At 59.1% G+C, this 17,328-nt stretch carries 17 protein-coding genes; 10 read left to right on the forward strand and 7 right to left on the reverse strand.

The window, feature by feature from the left end; all coding sequences use genetic code 11:
• Positions 1-15 precede the first annotated feature (15 nt).
• Positions 16-612 carry a TlpA family protein disulfide reductase gene (locus TM5383_RS09230; protein ID WP_143570269.1) on the reverse strand — a complete coding sequence of 199 codons (597 nt, stop codon included), beginning with the start codon at positions 610-612 and terminating at the stop codon, positions 16-18.
• A 22-nt stretch (positions 613-634) separates the two neighbouring features.
• Here TM5383_RS09230 and argH point away from each other — a divergent pair, with 22 nt between their 5' ends.
• The 5 genes from argH (at position 635) to phbB (ending at position 5,401) form a co-directional block, all read left to right on the forward strand.
• Positions 635-2,026 (forward strand): argininosuccinate lyase, encoded by a 1,392-nt coding sequence (argH, locus tag TM5383_RS09235; RefSeq protein ID WP_058318736.1) that lies wholly within the window; start codon positions 635-637, stop codon positions 2,024-2,026.
• The gene (locus TM5383_RS16875) at positions 2,023-2,196 is read left to right on the forward strand and encodes a hypothetical protein (protein ID WP_197407387.1); all 174 of its coding nucleotides are present in this window, start codon (positions 2,023-2,025) and stop codon (positions 2,194-2,196) included. Before argH ends, TM5383_RS16875 begins: the two co-directional genes overlap by 4 nt.
• Positions 2,197-2,323: 127 nt before the next feature.
• Complete coding sequence (locus TM5383_RS09240) at positions 2,324-3,151, forward strand: EAL domain-containing protein (protein ID WP_231725087.1); 828 nt, start codon at positions 2,324-2,326, stop codon at positions 3,149-3,151.
• A 154-nt stretch (positions 3,152-3,305) separates the two neighbouring features.
• A complete protein-coding gene (locus TM5383_RS09245) occupies positions 3,306-4,484 on the forward strand; it encodes an acetyl-CoA C-acetyltransferase (RefSeq protein WP_058318737.1) in 1,179 nt (392 codons plus the stop codon).
• 194 nt (positions 4,485-4,678) lie between these two features.
• Positions 4,679-5,401 carry an acetoacetyl-CoA reductase gene (gene phbB, locus TM5383_RS09250; RefSeq protein ID WP_058318738.1) on the forward strand — a complete coding sequence of 241 codons (723 nt, stop codon included), beginning with the start codon at positions 4,679-4,681 and terminating at the stop codon, positions 5,399-5,401.
• A gap of 80 nt (positions 5,402-5,481) precedes the next feature.
• Here the strand turns inward: phbB and TM5383_RS16725 are convergent, their stop codons facing one another.
• Positions 5,482-5,640, reverse strand: coding sequence for a hypothetical protein (locus TM5383_RS16725; protein WP_156415725.1), 159 nt, complete (start codon positions 5,638-5,640; stop codon positions 5,482-5,484).
• Positions 5,641-5,757: 117 nt separating this feature from the next.
• Between TM5383_RS16725 and TM5383_RS09255 the strand changes: the two genes are divergently transcribed.
• Both TM5383_RS09255 and yddG read left to right on the forward strand, forming a co-directional pair.
• On the forward strand, positions 5,758-6,705 hold the full coding sequence (locus TM5383_RS09255) for a transcriptional regulator GcvA (RefSeq protein WP_058318739.1): 948 nt from the start codon (positions 5,758-5,760) through the stop codon (positions 6,703-6,705).
• On the forward strand, positions 6,702-7,577 hold the full coding sequence (gene yddG, locus TM5383_RS09260) for an aromatic amino acid exporter YddG (RefSeq protein WP_231725088.1): 876 nt from the start codon (positions 6,702-6,704) through the stop codon (positions 7,575-7,577). The genes TM5383_RS09255 and yddG overlap by 4 nt, the downstream gene beginning before the upstream one ends.
• Positions 7,578-7,580: 3 nt before the next feature.
• Here yddG and TM5383_RS16560 read toward each other — a convergent pair whose 3' ends face one another.
• The 3 genes from TM5383_RS16560 to TM5383_RS09270 all read right to left on the reverse strand — a co-directional run bounded on the left by TM5383_RS16560 (position 7,581) and on the right by TM5383_RS09270 (position 8,819).
• Positions 7,581-7,754, reverse strand: a complete 174-nt coding sequence (locus TM5383_RS16560; protein WP_076400163.1) for a YdcH family protein — start codon at positions 7,752-7,754, stop codon at positions 7,581-7,583.
• Positions 7,755-7,846: 92 nt separating this feature from the next.
• Positions 7,847-8,599 carry a tRNA1(Val) (adenine(37)-N6)-methyltransferase gene (locus TM5383_RS09265; RefSeq protein WP_058318740.1) on the reverse strand — a complete coding sequence of 251 codons (753 nt, stop codon included), beginning with the start codon at positions 8,597-8,599 and terminating at the stop codon, positions 7,847-7,849.
• Between the two features lie 4 nt (positions 8,600-8,603).
• Positions 8,604-8,819: a putative signal transducing protein gene (locus tag TM5383_RS09270; protein WP_058318741.1), complete on the reverse strand. Its 216-nt coding sequence runs from the start codon at positions 8,817-8,819 to the stop codon at positions 8,604-8,606.
• A 53-nt stretch (positions 8,820-8,872) separates the two neighbouring features.
• On the opposite strand from TM5383_RS09270, the gene TM5383_RS09275 reads away from it, so the two are divergent.
• From TM5383_RS09275 to TM5383_RS09285, 3 genes are all read left to right on the forward strand, one after another.
• Complete coding sequence (locus TM5383_RS09275) at positions 8,873-9,874, forward strand: polyprenyl synthetase family protein (protein WP_058318742.1); 1,002 nt, start codon at positions 8,873-8,875, stop codon at positions 9,872-9,874.
• Positions 9,875-10,022: 148 nt separating this feature from the next.
• Entirely contained in the window at positions 10,023-11,288 is a 1,266-nt protein-coding gene (gene lysA / locus TM5383_RS09280; RefSeq protein ID WP_058318743.1) for a diaminopimelate decarboxylase, read from the forward strand.
• A 35-nt stretch (positions 11,289-11,323) separates the two neighbouring features.
• Positions 11,324-13,999, forward strand: coding sequence for a DUF4175 domain-containing protein (locus TM5383_RS09285; protein ID WP_231725089.1), 2,676 nt, complete (start codon positions 11,324-11,326; stop codon positions 13,997-13,999).
• Here TM5383_RS09285 and TM5383_RS09290 read toward each other — a convergent pair whose 3' ends face one another.
• Together TM5383_RS09290 and TM5383_RS09295 are read right to left on the reverse strand one after the other, a co-directional pair.
• Complete coding sequence (locus tag TM5383_RS09290; protein WP_058318744.1) at positions 14,000-15,319, reverse strand: sensor histidine kinase; 1,320 nt, start codon at positions 15,317-15,319, stop codon at positions 14,000-14,002.
• A 187-nt stretch (positions 15,320-15,506) separates the two neighbouring features.
• Complete coding sequence (locus TM5383_RS09295; RefSeq protein ID WP_058318745.1) at positions 15,507-17,096, reverse strand: 2-isopropylmalate synthase; 1,590 nt, start codon at positions 17,094-17,096, stop codon at positions 15,507-15,509.
• Positions 17,097-17,328: the final 232 nt, after the last annotated feature.

Raw genomic sequence — 17,328 nt, forward strand, 5'->3', positions numbered from 1 at the left:
ACCTGCGCTGCGTTTTCAGTAATCGTAGGCGCTGGTCGCTGCCTCGGCTGGTTTTTCACTACCGATCAGATGCTGAACCACGGCGCGCGCGTTATCGTCATGCCATTCCGCGTCACCGATCAGACGGCCAATCTCACGACCTTCGGGGTCGATCAGGACGGATAGGGGCAGGCCGATCACCGCAGATTTCCGCGCCAGTTCCTGTTTAGGGTCACGGTGCAGCGGCAGGGTTTCGACCTGCACTTCGTCAAAGAACTTCTTCATCGCGGGCACGGGGTTGCGGCCCGTGGCGATGGTGACGACTTCAAACTCTTCACCGCCAAATTCGGCGTTCAGCGCGTCCAGCGCAGGCATTTCCGCGCGGCACGGCGCACACCATGTCGCCCAGAAGTTCACCAGAACATACTTGCCCTCATAGTCTTTCAGCGACGCGGCTTCACCATCCACGGTGACGAAATCATGGCCGCGCAGGTCCTTGGGTTCAGTGTGAACAATCAGCTTTTTCATGTCCCCCTGACGCAAATCCCGTAGGGCGCCCAGATCGGCAGCGGCGGCGCCATTTGCACCAAGCACAAAGGCCGTATAAAGGACTGTGGCAACAAACTTTCGCATTTTTCCTCCCAAGGGGCAGACCATGAGTGACAAATCCTCGAACCAGATGTGGGGCGGCCGCTTTGCCGCAGGACCGGACGCGATCATGGAGGCGATCAACGCCTCGATCGGGTACGATCAGCGAATGGCCAAGCAGGACATCGAAGGTTCAAGGGCCCATGCCGCCATGTTGGCCGCCACAGGCATCATCACAGATAACGATGCCGAGGTGATCCGGGAAGGCCTGCTCACGGTCTTGTCAGAGATCGACAGCGGCACGTTCCAGTTTTCCACCGCGCTGGAAGACATTCACATGAATGTAGAGGCCCGTTTGAAGGAAATCGTTGGCGAACCTGCGGGCCGTCTGCACACCGCGCGGTCGCGTAACGATCAGGTAGCAACCGATTTCAAACTGTGGGTGCGCGATCAGATCGATGCGTCCATTGAGGGGATTGAGGCGCTGATGAAGGCGCTGATCGGTCAGGCAGAGGTTGGCTATGACTGGGTCATGCCCGGTTTCACCCACCTGCAAACCGCTCAGCCGGTCACTTGGGGGCACCACATGATGGCCTATGTGGAAATGCTGGGCCGTGACCTTAGCCGCTTCAAGGATGCGCGCGCCCGGATGAACGAATCGCCACTTGGCGCTGCGGCGCTTGCAGGCACATCCTTCCCGATTGATCGCCACATGACCGCCGCCGCGCTGGGGTTTGACCGTCCGGCGGCAAACTCACTGGATGCGGTGGCAGATCGCGACTTCGCGCTGGAGTTTCTGTCAAACGCTTCGATCTGTGCGATGCACCTCAGCCGCTTTGCCGAAGAGCTGGTGATCTGGTCCTCGGCCCAGTTCCGTTTTGTCACCATGTCCGACAAATGGTCCACTGGATCGTCGATCATGCCGCAGAAACGTAACCCTGACGCGGCCGAACTGCTGCGTGCGAAACTGGGCCGCATCTTTGGCGCCAACGTCGCGCTGATGACGGTGATGAAGGGGCTGCCGCTGACCTATTCCAAGGACATGCAGGAAGATAAGGAGCAGGTGTTCGACGCCGCCGACAACTTCCTGCTGTCGCTGGCTGCGATGACTGGCATGGTCAGCGATATGACCGGACACAAAGACTCGCTGGCAGCCGCGGCTGGCTCCGGCTTCTCGACCGCGACGGATCTGGCGGATTGGTGCGTGCGCGCGCTGAACATGCCGTTCCGCGATGCCCACCACGTCACCGGTTCGCTGGTGGCACTGGCCGAAGAAAAGGGCTGCGACCTGCCCGATCTGACGCTGGAAGACATGAAATCCGTTAACGATCAGATTACCGAAGAGGTGTTTGGCGTATTGGGGGTTGATAACTCTGTCGCGTCGCGCATGTCTTATGGGGGCACCGCACCGGCACAGGTTCTGGTGCAGATCAAACGCTGGAAGAAGGAGCTGGAATGAAACCTCTTCTGATGACCCTTAGCCTCTTGGCGCTGGCCGCCTGCGGGGTGGATGGCGCACCGCTGAAGCCGACGGCAAACGCCGGGGTTTCGATCGGGACCGGTGGTATATCGACCTCTGCCGGGGTCGGGGTCCGCAAGGGCCCCCTGTCGGTAGGCCTTAGCCTTTAAATTTGAAAACGCCGCTGCCAGCGCAGCGGCGTTTTTCTTGTCGGTAGGCGTTGGCGCATATCGCGTTTAACCTTCTTTTAAGGAAACTGGTCCACTCTCCTGCGGGTGACGCGTGAAAGGACCAGCAGTGCCCCAAAAGACGACGCTAGAAATTCCTGATGAACTGTCCACGCCGGTGAAATACGCGGTGCATCAGCGTGGTCGCGATATTTTGGCCATGGTGCGCGCCGCGCTGAAACATGGGGAGGTGCGGCTGGCGTATCAACCCATTGTGGAGGCGCGGCGCCCTGATCGCATCGCGTTTTATGAGGGGCTGTTTCGGGTGCTGGACGCCGATGGACGGATTATCCCGGCACGGGATTTTATGCCCTATGCCGAAGATAGCGACATTGGCCGTGATATTGATTGCCGCGCATTGGAAATTGGCCTGCAGGCCCTGTCTCAGACCGAAGGTCTGCGCCTGTCAATCAACATGTCGGCACGCTCTATCGGGTATGGGAGATGGTCGCAGGTGCTGGAACGGGGATTGGCGGATGATCCGACAGTTGGCGCGCGCCTTATTCTGGAAATCACCGAAGCATCTGCCATGACAGTACCGGAACTGGTAATCGCGTTTATGCAGCGTTGGCGCCGCCACGGGATCGCCTTTGCGCTGGATGACTTCGGGGCAGGGGCAACATCGTTTCGCTACCTGCGTGATTTCCGCTTCGACATTGTGAAAATCGACCGTCAGTTCTGTCATCGGGTCCATTGCAACCGCGATGATCAGGTGTTGGTTCGGGCTATGGCATTGATTGCACAACAATTTGATATGATGACCGTCGCCGAAGGGGTGGAGGATAGCGCAGACGCTGCATGGCTGCGGCGTGCCGGACTGCATTGCATGCAGGGCTACCATTTTGCCTTGCCACAGCTGCAACCCAGCTGGGAACTGCCCGGCCTGAAAACGGCCTAAGGGTAATAATGTTGCTTGTTTGTCGCCGCTTGGAAAATCAAAGAAACGCGAATCTTGCCGCATTGCAGCAAATACACTATCACTTAGCGTAAGGCGGCAAGTGTTGGGGCCTGTCCCGATGCCAAACCGCCATGCTTTTGGTGGAGGAAAACACATGACGAATGTCGTCATCGTATCGGCAGCACGTACCGCTGTTGGTTCATTCAACGGATCTTTTGCAAATACGCCCGCGCATGACATGGGCTCTGCCGTTCTGGAAGCGCTGGTCGCGCGTGCAGGCATCGAAAAGGCGGACGTGTCTGAAACCATTCTGGGTCAAGTGTTGACCGCCGGTCAGGGTCAAAACCCTGCACGTCAGGCGCATATCAACGCGGGTCTGCCCATCGAAAGCGCTGCTTGGGGCATCAACCAAGTGTGTGGTTCGGGTCTGCGGGCCGTTGCGCTGGCCGCGCAGCACATCCAGTTGGGTGATGCGTCGATCGTAGCCGCGGGTGGTCAGGAAAACATGTCCCTCAGCCCCCACGTGTCGCACCTGCGCGCGGGCACCAAAATGGGCGATGTCAAATACATCGATTCGATGATCCGTGATGGCCTGTGGGATGCGTTCAACGGCTACCACATGGGTCAGACTGCTGAAAATGTCGCTGAGAAATGGCAGATCAGCCGCGACATGCAGGACGAATTTGCCCTTGCTTCGCAGAACAAAGCTGAAGCCGCGCAAAAGGCCGGCCGCTTTGAGGATGAAATCATCCCCTTCACCATCAAAACCCGTAAGGGCGACATCGTGGTCGACAAGGATGAGTACATTCGTCACGGCGCCACGATTGAGGCGATGCAGAAAATGCGCCCCGCGTTCCTGCGCGACGGTGGCACCGTCACCGCAGCCAACGCATCTGGCCTCAACGACGGCGCTGCAGGCGTCCTGCTGATGAGCGCGGAAGAAGCGGAAAAGCGCGGTCTGGAACCGCTGGCCCGCATCGCATCACATGCTACCGCAGGCCTTGATCCGAAAATCATGGGCGTGGGTCCGATCTATGCGTCGCGCAAAGCGCTGGACAAGGCCGGTTGGGCTGCGGCTGATCTGGATCTGGTCGAAGCAAACGAAGCTTTCGCCGCACAGGCCTGTGCCGTGAACAAGGATATGGACTGGGATCCTGAAAAGGTGAACGTCAACGGCGGGGCCATCGCTATTGGTCACCCGATTGGCGCCTCTGGTGCGCGAATCCTCAACACCCTGTTGTTCGAAATGAAACGTCGCGATGCCAAAAAAGGTCTCGCCACGCTCTGCATCGGTGGCGGCATGGGCGTTGCCATGTGTCTGGAACGCCCCTGAGGGCGCCGGTGACAGGTTGATGACATATCAAAGGGCGCCCCTGTGGCGCCCTTTTTTAATATTTTCTGCGCCAAAATGCTGCGTTTGCGAAAAAAAACGCTACAGCGCAGAAAATTCACCACGTAACAATGTTGCGTAAATGACTTTTAATGGGTAACAGTATTGCCAGCTGAATTTTGGGACGGAGATCAAACATGGCTCGTATCGCACTCGTAACTGGTGGCTCGCGCGGCATCGGCGCGGCTATTTCCAAGAAACTGAAATCGCAGGGCTTCGAAGTGGCGGCAACCTATGCCGGCAACGATGAGGCGGCGGCGAAGTTCACCGAAGAAACCGGTATCAAGACCTACAAATGGAACGTCGCCTCTTACGAAGAAAGCGCCGAGGGCATCGCCAAGGTTGAGGCTGATCTGGGCCCGATCGACACCGTTGTTGCCAACGCTGGCATCACCCGTGACGCACCTTTCCACAAGATGACCCCGGAACAGTGGCATCAGGTGGTCGACACCAACCTGACCGGTGTGTTCAACACTGTTCACCCGATCTGGCCGGGCATGCGCGAGCGCAAGTTTGGCCGCGTGATCGTCATCAGCTCGATCAACGGTCAAAAGGGGCAGTTCGCACAGGTGAACTACGCCGCGACCAAAGCGGGCGATCTGGGTATCGTGAAATCGCTGGCCCAAGAAGGCGCGCGCGCAGGCATCACCGCCAACGCGATCTGCCCGGGCTACATCGCCACCGACATGGTGATGGCAGTGCCGGAAAAGGTTCGCGAATCGATCATCGCACAGATCCCCACCGGTCGTCTGGGCGAACCGGAAGAGATCGCAAACTGCGTGGCCTTCCTGGCCTCTGACGAAGCGGCGTTCCTGAACGGCTCGACCATTTCCGCAAACGGCGGTCAGTTCTTCGTCTGATCTGACGCCACGCGCATACCAGAAAGGCCGCCCACGGGTTTCCCCGGGGCGGCCTTTTCGTCGCGTAAGTCCTGAAAGGATCAGGTCAGCGGGACGGTTCCGTAAGTGTCTGCCACTGGTTTGGCAGGCGCAGCGGAACGAAACAGGCTGCGAAAGAGACCGGTAAATGCGGCCGCGCGGGCGGCATGGGCGGCGGCGTAGGCGTCTTGGGTCTGGCGGTTGTGCGAAACTTCGATCATTTGGCGTCTCCTTTGTCTTGGGTTTGAAGAATTCTGAACTGACTTCAATATGCGCATCCCTAGTGCGTTCGACAAACGAGTGTTTCCAAGGTGTCAGTTAAGGTGTATTTAACTGACATGTCGGATCGTCTGCCCCCACTAACCGCCCTGCGCGCCTTTGAGGCTGCGGCGCGCCATATGTCCTTTGCCCAAGCAGCGGCGGAATTGCATGTGACGCCTGCCGCGCTGTCTTATCAGATCAAATCCCTTGAAGAGCATCTGGGCGCGCCGCTGTTCATCCGTCTGAACCGCGCGGTGGAGTTGACAGAGGCAGGCCGTGCCCTTGCCCCGGGCACGTCCGAGGCGTTTCAAACCCTGTCGAATGCGTGGCGCAGTACCAAGCGGTTGCAGGACAACACGACGCTCAATGTCACTGCAGGCCCTGCGTTCACGGCAAAATGGATGGCGCCGCGGCTATATGAATTTGCTCGGGCCCATCCCGACATTGATTTGCGGTTTTCCGCAGCGCTGAGAATCATGGATTTTGACCGTGATGAGGTCGATGTCGCTATTCGGTTCGGCTATGGCCCGGATCATGGTCTGTGGTCAGAACCGCTGAGCAGCGAATGGTTCACACCTGTGATGACACCTGAATTGGCGGAACAGTTCCCAACACCAGAGAGCCTGATCAACGCTCCGTTGATTTTTGACGAATCGACCAGTTTTCTGCGCCCTCAGTGTGATTGGCAGACGTGGTTTCGTGCGGTCGGGGTTGATCACAACCCCAGTCACGGTTTGCATTTTTCTGGCGCGGATCACGCAGTTGATGCGGCGCTCGCTGGTGTCGGGGTGGTTCTGGGTCGCCGCGCAATGGTGATCAAAGACATCTTTGATGGTCGGTTGGTGGCACCTTATGGCGTTGCATTGGGAACCAAGGCCCATTTCCGGTTTATTTGCCGATTGGGGACCGAACAGCGACCGCAGATCGTGGCCTTTCGCGATTGGATGCTTGCAGAGATTGCGAAAACCATTTCTGTTCATCAGGCTTTAACTGTCGTCCCCGTAGAAGAGGTTGCATCCGCATGACCATGACGTTCACTCGCAGTCGTGCCACTGGCATTGGGTTTGTTGCGGTTTTGTTGTGGTCGTTGTTGGCGCTGTTCACGGTGGGCAGTGCGCCGACCCCGCCGCTGTTGCTGAACGCGCTGTGTTTCGCCATCGGCGGCACGCTGGGGGTCATCTGGACGCTACGCACGGGCGGTTTGGGGATGCTGCGGCGGGTGCCGCTGAAGGTGTATGTATTCGGCACCATCGGGCTGTTTGGCTATCACGCGCTCTATTTCAGCGCGTTGCGGTTGGCCCCTCCGGCACAGGCGGGGCTGATCGCGTATCTTTGGCCGCTGCTGATTGTCCTGTTTTCCGGTCTACTGCCGGGTGAACGACTGCGGGCGGGCCATTTCATCGGCGGGCTGATTGGGTTTGGCGGTGCTGCCTTGATCATTCAGGGTGGCGGCAGCGGTTTCGACACCGTGGCCTTGCCCGGGTATCTGCTGGCGCTAGGATGCGCGCTGTTCTGGTCGGGGTATTCCGTCCTATCCCGCCGTTTGGGGGATGTCCCGACGGAGGCTGTGGCGGTCTTTTGTCTGGCCACCGCTGTTCTGTCGGCCGCGTTGCATCTGGTGGTGGAACAAACCGTTTGGCCACAGGGCGTGATTGGCTGGGGCAGCACACTGGCGCTGGGATTGGGGCCTGTCGGGTTGGCTTTCTATGTCTGGGATATTGGGGTGAAACAGGGCGACATTCAGTTGTTGGGCGTCAGTTCTTACGCGGCGCCTTTGTTGTCGACATTGGTTCTGGTGGGGGTGGGGATTGCCGCGCCCAGCTGGACACTGGGGCTAGCGGCCTGTTTGATCACGGGCGGCGCGGCATTGGCAGCACGCGCCAGCCTCAAAGGATAACCCTTATGCGGGTTCTGCGCTGAGACGGGTGATCTCTTCTTTCAGGCGCAGTTTCTGTTTCTTCATTTCGGCAATTTCCGCATCCGAGGTGCCGGGCGCACGCTGTGCTGCCTCAACCCGATGCGAGAGGTCACTGTGTTTCTTCTTCAACTCTTCGATGTGCGAAGTCAGACCCATGTAAATCTCCTCTCTTTATTGTGATAGACGTCCACTGCATCACATAAAATGCCCTCTGTCACGCCGCAGTGCGGCGGACGGCTAAAAATAGCTTAACCGCCGAAAGGCAATGCTGCGCCATCGCGCAAAACGGCGCGCACTTTGGGCGCGTAATCCTCGCCATCGTGCAGGTGTTCGGGGCCTTCGTGCATCACGATCCCATTATGCAGGCGAAAATCGGCGCGTCCGTTTTTGCGGCCACGGATCAGCACCAGCTGCGCTTCGCGGCCCGCGCGTGGGGTTAGCGGTTGTACCTCTAGCGACCCGAGCAGAGGCTGCATCGCCATGATCAGTTCCGGCAGGCGTTCGATCCGCTGGATGAAGGTCACGTACCCCTTGGGCGCGCAGCGTTTTGCGGCCACCTCGACCCATTTCGCCAGCGGCGTGTCTCCGGCAAAGGCGATGTCACGCCCCGGATCCGTTGCCGCTGTCGATCGGTCGCGCTGAAAATAGGGTGGGTTCGCGAAAACGTGATCAAACTGACGCTGGCGCAGGTCGGCGGGCAGGGCGCTGAGGTCGGCGATTTCGACGGTGAAATCAACGCCCGCCTCAGCCGCGTTGCGCTGCGCGAGCGCTGCGTAATCGGCCTGCAGCTCAACCCCTGTGACCGTCATCCCCGGCACCCGCGCCATCAGGCACAGTGAGGCCACCCCAACGCCACAGCCCAGTTCCAGCGCGCTTTGTCCGGCCTGTGCTGGCAGGGATGCGGCCAACAAAACGGGATCGACGCCCGCACGGTAGCCCTGTGCCGGTTGCCACGCGCGCACGCGGCCGTTCAGAAAATCCGTATGGGTCAGCGATTGCACGGCCTCAGCCTTCCAGCGCGATGCCGTTGTCGGTCAGCACCTTCTCTGCCTCGGCGTGATCATCGGGATGAACCATCAGCCGACGTGGCAAAATGCCGATACTACCCTCAAGGACGCTCATATTTACGTCCATTTCAAAGCAGTCTATACCCTCCCCCTGAAGCAGAGCTTTGGCAAAGGCGATCGACGTCGGGTCGGTGGTGCGAAGCAGTTGTTTCATATCGGGGAAAATAGGGGCACGGCATAGCATTTGTCGACCCATGGACGGACAAGATGAACCTGGATCACGCAAGCACAAAACCGCATGAGCGACTGGCAGCCCATCTGGAGGACAAGCTGCGCGAGGTGAATGATATGATTCACACCCGCATGATGTCTGAAAATGCGCCGCGTATCCCGCAGGTGACTGCGCATTTGATTGATGCAGGCGGCAAACGTCTGCGCCCGATGTTGACGCTGGCGGCGGCAGATATGTGTGGCTATCGCGGCGAATATGACGTGCATCTGGCGACAACGGTGGAATTTATCCATACCGCGACCCTGCTGCATGACGATGTGGTCGACGAAAGCGCACAGCGCCGCGGTCGCCCGACTGCAAACCTGATGTGGGACAACAAATCGTCGGTTTTGGTTGGCGACTACCTGTTTTCTCGCGCCTTCCAGATGATGGTGGAACCGGGCAGCCTGCGGGTTCTGTCTATCCTTTCCAACGCCTCGGCCACCATTGCCGAGGGTGAGGTTCTGCAGCTGAGCGCGGCGCAGGATCTGGCCACGGATGAGGGTGTTTACCTGAAGGTTGTGCGCGGCAAGACGGCGGCGCTTTTTTCCGCCGCGACCGAGGTGGGCGGCGTGATCGCCGACGCGCCAGAGGATCAGGTGAAGGCGCTGTTTGATTATGGCGATGCTTTGGGCATTTCCTTCCAGATCGTGGACGATCTGTTGGATTATCAGGGTGACAGCTCTGCCACCGGTAAAAACATTGGCGACGATTTCCGCGAACGCAAACTGACCCTGCCGGTGATCAAAGCGGTGGCCAAGGCGGATGACGAAGAACGTGCCTTCTGGGTGCGCACCATCGAAAAGGGCCGTCAGGAAGAGGGCGATCTGGAACACGCCTTGGAGCTGCTGCACAAGCACAAGGCACTGGAGGAAACCCGCGATGATGCACTGGCCTGGGCGGCCAAGGCCAAGGATGCGCTGAATGCCCTGCCGGATCATCCGGTGCGGCAACTGCTGGTGGAAATCGCCGACTACGTGGTGGCGCGTATCAGCTGATCGCGGCCCGCGCACAGTATCGCGGCAATTGTGTTGGTACGATTGCCGCGTTGATCCAAACACTTGATCTGTTATGACCGCTTGAAACTATACTGCATGCAGGCCGCAGCCTGTGCGCAGTGGTCAAGATTGGACAAGGGGCGGACGCATGGATCACTTCCTTTACAAAGATGGCGCATTGCACGCCGAAGACGTGGCGATTGCAGATATCGCAGCGGCTGTTGGCACGCCGTTTTACTGCTATTCCACCGCAACGCTGTTGCGCCACTTCACCCTGTTTGATGAGGCGCTGGCGGGCATGGACCATCTGGTTTGCTACGCGATGAAGGCGGCATCGAACCAGGCGATCCTGAAAACGCTGGCGCAGGCTGGCGCGGGCATGGATGTGGTGTCGGGGGGGGAATACGCCCGTGCGATTGCCGCCGGTGTGCCGGGGGACAAGATCGTCTTTTCCGGCGTCGGCAAAACCCATGAGGAAATTCGCGCGGCCCTGACCGGTGGCATTCGTCAGTTCAACGTTGAGTCCGAGCCAGAGATGGAGGTGATCAACGAGGTGGCGCTGTCGCTGGGCACCGTGGCGCCGATCACTGTGCGGGTGAACCCAGATGTCGACGCGAAAACCCACGCCAAAATCGCCACCGGTAAATCGGAAAACAAGTTCGGCATCCCCATCGCCCGCGCGCGTGAAGTGTATGCCCGCGCGGCCGCACTGCCCGGGTTGAGGGTGGTGGGCATTGATGTGCATATCGGCAGCCAGTTGACTGATTTGGAGCCTTTCCGTCTGGCCTACCGCAAGGTTGCGGCCCTGACCGAAGAGCTGCGCGCAGATGGCCACGACATCATCCGCCTTGATCTGGGCGGCGGCCTTGGCATTCCCTACACCCGCTCGAACGAAGCACCGCCGCTGCCGGTGGAATACGGCGCCATGATCAAGGAAGAACTGGGCCATCTGGGCTGCGAGATCGAGATTGAACCAGGGCGCCTGATTGCAGGCAACGCAGGCATCATGGTGTCCAAGGTGATCTATGTGAAATCCGGCGAAGGTCGCGATTTCCTGATTCTGGATGGCGCGATGAACGATCTGCTGCGCCCTGCCATGTATGATGCGCACCATGATATCGTGTCAGTCGTCGAGCCTGCACCGGGCGTGGAACAGCAGCCCTACGATATCGTTGGGCCCGTCTGCGAAACCGGTGACACCTTTGCCAAGGAACGCATGATGGCGCCGCTGTCGGCAGGGGATCTGGTCGCCTTCCGCTCGGCTGGGGCCTATGGCGCGGTGATGGCCAGCGAATACAACACCCGCCCTCTGATCCCAGAGGTGCTGGTGCATGGTGATCAATTTGCTGTCATCCGTCAGCGCCCGACGTTTGACGAAATGCTGAAACGCGATACCATCCCAGACTGGCTGTAACCGCATCCCCTGCGGTCGCACCGCAGGGAGAGGCTATGCCAATTCAGCAGACCCAGACCCAAAAAAGACCGCGCGCTGCCCTGTCCAAAGGTGCGGCGCGGGATATGCAGACCGCGCCCTACAGACGTGCGGATCTGTCGGTTTTGACGGCCGCTGGTCTTAGACGCGAAGTGGTCTGGCTGACCTGGTTGGGACTTTGGTGGGAACGACTGGCGCAGGCTTTTTGGCTACTGGGAACTGCCCTTCTGATGCTGGTATCGGTTTGGCACTTCGTGGGCGGGGTCTGGTCAAAACCGCTGATTTTTATGACTCTTCTGGTTGCCGCTGTCGCGCTGGTGGCCTTTGGCGTGGGCGTGCGCGCCTTTGTGATGCCACGCCGCGCGGATGTGGTGGCACGGATCGATGCGACACTGTCCGGCCAGCCGCTGTTGGCGTTGATCGACTCACCTGTCGTTGGCGGGCAGGATGCGGCGTCTGCCGCGCTGTGGCAGGCGCATCAGGATCGGATGCGCACACAAATCGTCGACGCGCGCGCTGTCGCGGCCAAGCCTTCCTTGGCGGAACGTGATCCTTACGCACTGCGTTTACATGTTTTGTTGTTTCTGGCCATGACGGTTATCGCGGCCCCATCTGATGTGCGTGGGCCAGCAGCCGGAACCGCAACAGCGGCGATTGCCAGCACCAGTTGGGAAGGATGGATCGAACCCCCTGCCTACACGCGCCTGCCGACGCTTTACCTGTCTGATCAGCCGGATGGCGATTTGGCCGTGCCCGTAGACAGCACATTGATCTTGCGGGTGTATAACGACGACGGCAGCATCAGCGTGGCACAGGATCTGGCTACACCGGGGGCAGGAAGCGGCGATTCCGATGTCGCCTTGCCTGATGGTCTGCGCGAAGAGCGTCTGGTGGTCACGCGCAGCGGAACACTGGCCATTGCCGCCCCTTCAGCAAACGGACGGCGCTGGCAAATCACCGCCCTGGTCGATCAGCCGCCGACATTGACCCGTAACGCGGCGGTTGAAACTGATTTCGATGGCCAGATGACGCTTTCGTTTGCGGCAACGGATGACTACGGCGTTACAACGGGTATGGCTGAGGTGCAGCTGGATCATGCGGCGTTAGATCAGATCCCGCCAGAACGCCGATACGGTTTGGCCCTGCCGCCAGAACAGGACACCGTCTGGCGCGGTGATCTGCCGATGCCGCTGCGCGATGGCTGGCAGGATTTCGAACAGGATTGGGTCGAGGATTTTTCCCAGCATCCGTGGGCACATCTACCGGTAAAGATCATCCTTAGTGTCAGTGATGCGCAGGGACAGCAGACGCAGGCAGACGCCTTGCATGTTGCCCTGCCTGCACGCCGTTTCTTTGACCCCTTGGCGGCCTCACTTATTGAAATGCGTCGCGACCTGCTGTGGAACCGCGCCAACGCACCGCGCGTGGCGCAAATCATTCGGGCGATCACTTGGCAGCCCGAACCGAAGCTGTTCCCGCAAGAAGGACAATACCTACAGCTGCGGACGATCCTGCGCCAGCTAGAGGCGGGATTGGACAATGTGGATCGGCGTCTGACTGATGACCGCCGCGATGAACTGGCAGGGGCGCTTTGGGATCTGGCGATCGAGTTGGAGGATGGCGATCTGGACAGCGCGCGTGATCGCATGTTGCAGGCACAGGAACGCCTGTCAGAGGCGATGCGCAACGGTGCCAGCGATACTGAAATCGCAGAATTGATGCAGGAATTGCGCGATGCCACCCGTGACTACATGCGCCAGCTAAGTCAGCAGGCAGCACGAGACGCGGACGCGGATGAAGATCGCAATAGCGGTGATGATGAGTCTGAGGCCATGCAGTTGGAAATGGCTGACCTGCAGGCAATGATGGACCGCATTCAGGAATTGATGCAGCAGGGCCGTATGGCCGAAGCCGCTCAAGCGCTGCAAGAATTGCAAGAATTGATCGACAATCTGCAAGTCGCCGAAGGTCAGCCTCAGTCAGGTGAGGGCCAGCAGGCACTGGAACAATTGGGGGACACTCTGCGCGAACAACAGGGGCTGTCGGATCAGACGTTCCGCCAGTTGCAGGAACAGTTCAACCCGGGCGCTAACGCGGGGCAGTCACAGCAAAACGAAGGCCGCAATGGTGGGCAGGGCCGTGGGCAAAGCCACGAAGGCCAAGGTGGCGAAGGCCAGTCAGGCCGCGAAGGCGCTGGTGAAGGGGGCGCAGATGGATCGCAGCCCGGTCGCGGATCGTTGGCGGAACGTCAACGCGCACTGCGCGATGAGTTGAACCGTCAGCTCAATGGTCTGCCGGGCCAAGGCACCACCGAGGGTGAGGCCGCACGCGATGCATTGCGACAGGCCGAACGTGCCATGGACGGCGCCGAAGAAAGCCTGCGCCGCGATGATCTGGCAGGGGCGATTGATCAACAGGCCGAAGCACTGGAACAAATGCGCGAAGGTCTGCGAAATCTGGGCGAGGCGCTGGCACAAAACGAAGAGCAGGGGCAGCAGCAGGGCCGCGCGGGCGAAGGCAATGATCCTTTGGGCCGTGGGGCCGGACAGGGGCGCGATACGGATGCGCTGCATGGCGAACGGCTGAACCAACGTGCGCAGGAATTGCAGGATCAGATCAATCGTCGCAGCGGTGAAACCGATCGTCCGATTGACGAACGCCAATATCTGGACCGTTTGCTGGATCGTTTCTGATCAGACCCGCGCGGTTGGCAGGTCGATCAACACCCGTGTGCCGCCTTCTTGTGCTTCTTCCAGCAAGATCTGGCCGCCCATAGCGGTCAGGTAGGCCCGCGCGATTGTCAGGCCTACGCCGCCACCTGATTGACTGCCATAGGCCTGATCTAGACGTTCATAGGGTTCAAAAACCGCTTCGCGCTGGTGTTCTGCGATGCCGGGGCCAGTGTCTGTGACTATCAGGCGCAGGGTTTCTGCGCTGGCCGTGCTGGACAGTGTCAGCGTAACCGCCCCGCCATGCGGCGTGTAGGTCAGTGCGTTTTCAAACACCTGCGACAGGGCTTCACTCAGCATTGCTGGATCCGCCAAGGCATGCAGGTTTTCGATGTTGGTTGCCGCGCCCTCGGATGCGTTGGTCAGGTTCAACTGGATTTCTTTATCGGCGATTTTGTCCTGAAAACGTGACAGCACGCGGCCCAATAGCGCGGTGAGTGAAACGGGTTCTGGATGCGGTTCCAGATCCCCGGCGGTCACGCGCGCAAAAGAGGTGCTCTTCTCTGTCAGTGACAACATGTCATTGCCCGACGAGGTGATGATTTTTGTCAGCTCGTTAATGTCCGCTTTGGCGTCAGGACTATTCTGCAGCAAATCTGCCGCCCCCAAAATGGCGCCCAGCGGGGTGCGCATTTCATGGCTCATCGATCGCAAGAAAGCGGTCTTGGCAGAATTGGCGCGCTTCTGTGCCTCCAGCGAACTGCGCAGCGCGACAGAATAATTGCGGGTCACGCGGTCATAGTGAACAAATTGCAGGGTGATTGACGCAAAAACCATGATCGAGTGGCTATAGCCAAACAGCTGTGTGATTTCTGGCGACAGTTCGAAATATTGACCGTTGCCATAGTTCGTCAACATCAACGTCGTCCACAACACCAAAGGCAAGGTGCAGAAGTAGATCATCATCGGTCGGTTGTCCCACCAACTCATCACCATAAAGGGCAACCCGATAAAGCTCAGCAGGAACATCGACAGGTTGCTGTTTGTGGGTAGGAAAAAACTGCCGATGAAAATCGCCACATTAAGCGATGTTAGCAGAATAAACCGCGCGGGCGTGTGGTATCCGCTGCGATGCAGGATCAATGCCAGCAACAGACAGCTGAACGTCACCAGCGCGGTGACAACCATGCGCATCGCGCCGTAGTAGAGGTTCGAGGTGATGGCATAGACGCTCAGCGCCAGCACGATAAGCAAAATGCGATCCGTGGTCTGCACCACCAAACGCCTGTATTGGCTAGGCGGTACGGACAGGCTGTCTAGGTCGATTTTGTCGTCCTGTGCCACGATCGTATGCTCTTTAAACCTACGCCGCTGCCGCCAGTTGCGGGATGCGACTCATACTTTTTACCAGTGAAACAGGTATAGCAGGTTGAGTGAAGGCAAACTTATGCCCCCGACCAAATAAAGCAAAACAGGCCCAGAGGATGGGTCCGGGCCTGTCAAAGGTCTAGGTTTGTGCGAGCTAAGCAGCTTAATGCACATCCTTATAGTTGATTTCCTTGGTGTCCCCACCCGGCGCAACCTTTTCGCGGCGCACGATCAGACGGTTCAGCGCGCTGATGTAGGCCTTGACGCTGGCGACCACAGTGTCTGTGTCTGCCGACGAACCCGTGGCGATGCGCCCGTCTTCTTCCAGACGAACCGATACGGTTGCCTGCGCGTCGGTGCCTTCGGTCACGGCATGTACCTGATACAGTTGCAGGCGCGCATTGTGGGGATAGACCATTTTGACCGCATTGAACGCCGCATCAACAGGACCGTCGCCGGTGGCATCAATGCTCTTTTCTTCGCCATCAACGCTCAACGTCAGCTCTGCCTCTTGCGGGCCGTCGGTGCCACAGATCACGCGCAGGCGTTTCAGCTGCAGGGTGTCGGCGTCGGCCTGACCTGCCTCAACCTGCACCAGTGCGATGATGTCGTCGTCAAACACCTCTTTCTTGCGGTCGGCCAGCTCTTTGAAACGCACGAACAGGTCGTTCAACTGGTTGTCGGCCAGATCAAAGCCCAGCTCGGTCATTTTTGACCGCAGCGCTGCACGGCCCGAATGTTTGCCCAGCGGCAGCGAGGTGCCTGCGATACCCACGTCCTCGGGGCGCATAATCTCAAACGTCTCGGCGTTTTTCAGCATGCCGTCTTGGTGGATGCCGCTTTCGTGGGCGAAAGCGTTCTTGCCAACAATCGCCTTGTTGAACTGCACGTTAAAGCCAGACACAGCCGCCACGCGGCGCGACAGGCCCATGATCTTGGTGGTGTCGATGCCAGTGCGGTAGGGCATGGTGTCGTTGCGCACCTTCAGCGCCATGACGACCTCTTCCAGCGCGGTGTTACCAGCGCGTTCGCCCAGACCGTTGATGGTGCATTCGATCTGACGCGCACCTGCCTCAACCGCGGCGAGCGAGTTGGCCGTCGCCATGCCCAGGTCGTTGTGGCAGTGGGTGGCAAAGATCACCTCATCCGCGCCGGGCACGTTTTCACGGATCTTGGCAATCAGATCGGCGCTCTCGCGCGGGATGGTGTAGCCCACGGTGTCGGGAATGTTGATGGTTGTGGCGCCAGCCTTGATCGCAATTTCGATCACGCGGAACAGGTAGTCATGTTCGGTGCGCAGCGCGTCCATCGGCGACCACTGCACGTTGTCACACAGGTTGCGCGCGTGGGTCACGGTTTCATGGATCTTCTCGGCCATCTCATCCTTGGACAGGTTGGGAATGGCGCGGTGCAGCGGTGAGGTGCCGATAAAGGTGTGAATGCGCGGCTGTGCGGCGTGTTTTACCGCCTCAAAGCAGCGATCAATGTCCTTGAAGTTGGCGCGCGACAACCCGCAGATCACCGAGTTTTTCGAACGCTCGGCGATTTCCTTCACCGCGTTGAAGTCGCCCTCAGAGGCGATGGGAAAGCCTGCTTCGATAATGTCGACGCCCATATCGTCGAGCATTTCAGCGATTTCCAGCTTCTCATCATGGGTCATGGTGGCGCCGGGGCTTTGTTCCCCGTCACGAAGCGTGGTGTCGAAAATCAAGACGTGGTCTTGCGCGGGGGCGGTGTTGGCGGAATCGGTCATGTCAGGTCTCTTGGTAAATTACGTGCGTAAGCCGGGTATTGGGCCAGTTTTGGGGTGTATTGGCGCGAAACAGGCACATCCTCTGAGCGGTCGCGCCATAACGGCACGCTCAGAGGCGGCTTAGCAGTAGGATGAGGCCAGCCGAAGCCGACGCGCTGGTCGCACGGGCTTGGGTCGAAAGGATATGGGCCATCATCATCATGAGGCGAAGTTATACCGGGCTGGATCGAAA

Origin of the sequence: Thalassovita mediterranea, from assembly GCF_001458435.1 — a bacterium.
Lineage (GTDB): Bacteria > Pseudomonadota > Alphaproteobacteria > Rhodobacterales > Rhodobacteraceae > Thalassobius > Thalassobius mediterraneus.